Source organism: Mesorhizobium sp. M7A.F.Ca.CA.001.08.2.1 (assembly GCF_003998455.1).
Taxonomy (GTDB): domain Bacteria; phylum Pseudomonadota; class Alphaproteobacteria; order Rhizobiales; family Rhizobiaceae; genus Mesorhizobium; species Mesorhizobium ciceri.
Window position 1 is genome coordinate 1 of sequence record NZ_RZPW01001452.1, and the last position, 500, is coordinate 500.

Here is a 500-nt window from a genome sequence, read left to right on the forward strand (position 1 = left end):
CCCCGGTGTTTCGGCGTGTGGGAGTGGCAATGCGAGAATATTATTCGATCACCGAGTTGACCCGCGAGTTCGACGTGTCGACGCGGACGCTGCGCTTTTACGAGGACGAAGGGCTGGTGCAGCCGGTGCGGCGCGGCCGCACGCGGCTGTTTCGCCCCTCCGACCGGCAGCTCATTCGCCAGATCATGCGCGGCAAAAGGCTTGGCTTCTCGATCAACGAGATTCGCGAAATCATCCAGATGTACAAGGAGCCGCCCGGCGAAGTCGGCCAGCTCAACCTGATGATCAAGCGCATCGAGGAAAAGCGCGAGGATCTCCGGCAGAAACGCCGCGACCTCGAGGAGACGCTGGCTGAACTCGACCAGGCCGAGGAGTCTTGTGTGGAGCGGCTGGTGGAGCTTGGCGTGAATACGTAGGCAGAGAGTTTGAGGGACAGCGCCCCCTCTCTCCTGCCGGACATCTCCCCCACGAAGGGGGAGATGTCCGCTTGAAAGCCAGCT

Annotated in this window: 1 protein-coding gene; it reads left to right on the forward strand. The window is 62.0% G+C overall.

Annotated elements, in window-relative coordinates:
• Positions 1–29: 29 nt before the first annotated feature.
• Complete coding sequence (locus EN914_RS37925) at positions 30–416, forward strand: MerR family DNA-binding transcriptional regulator (RefSeq protein ID WP_013531113.1); 387 nt, start codon at positions 30–32, stop codon at positions 414–416.
• The last annotated feature ends 84 nt before the right edge of the window (positions 417–500 follow it).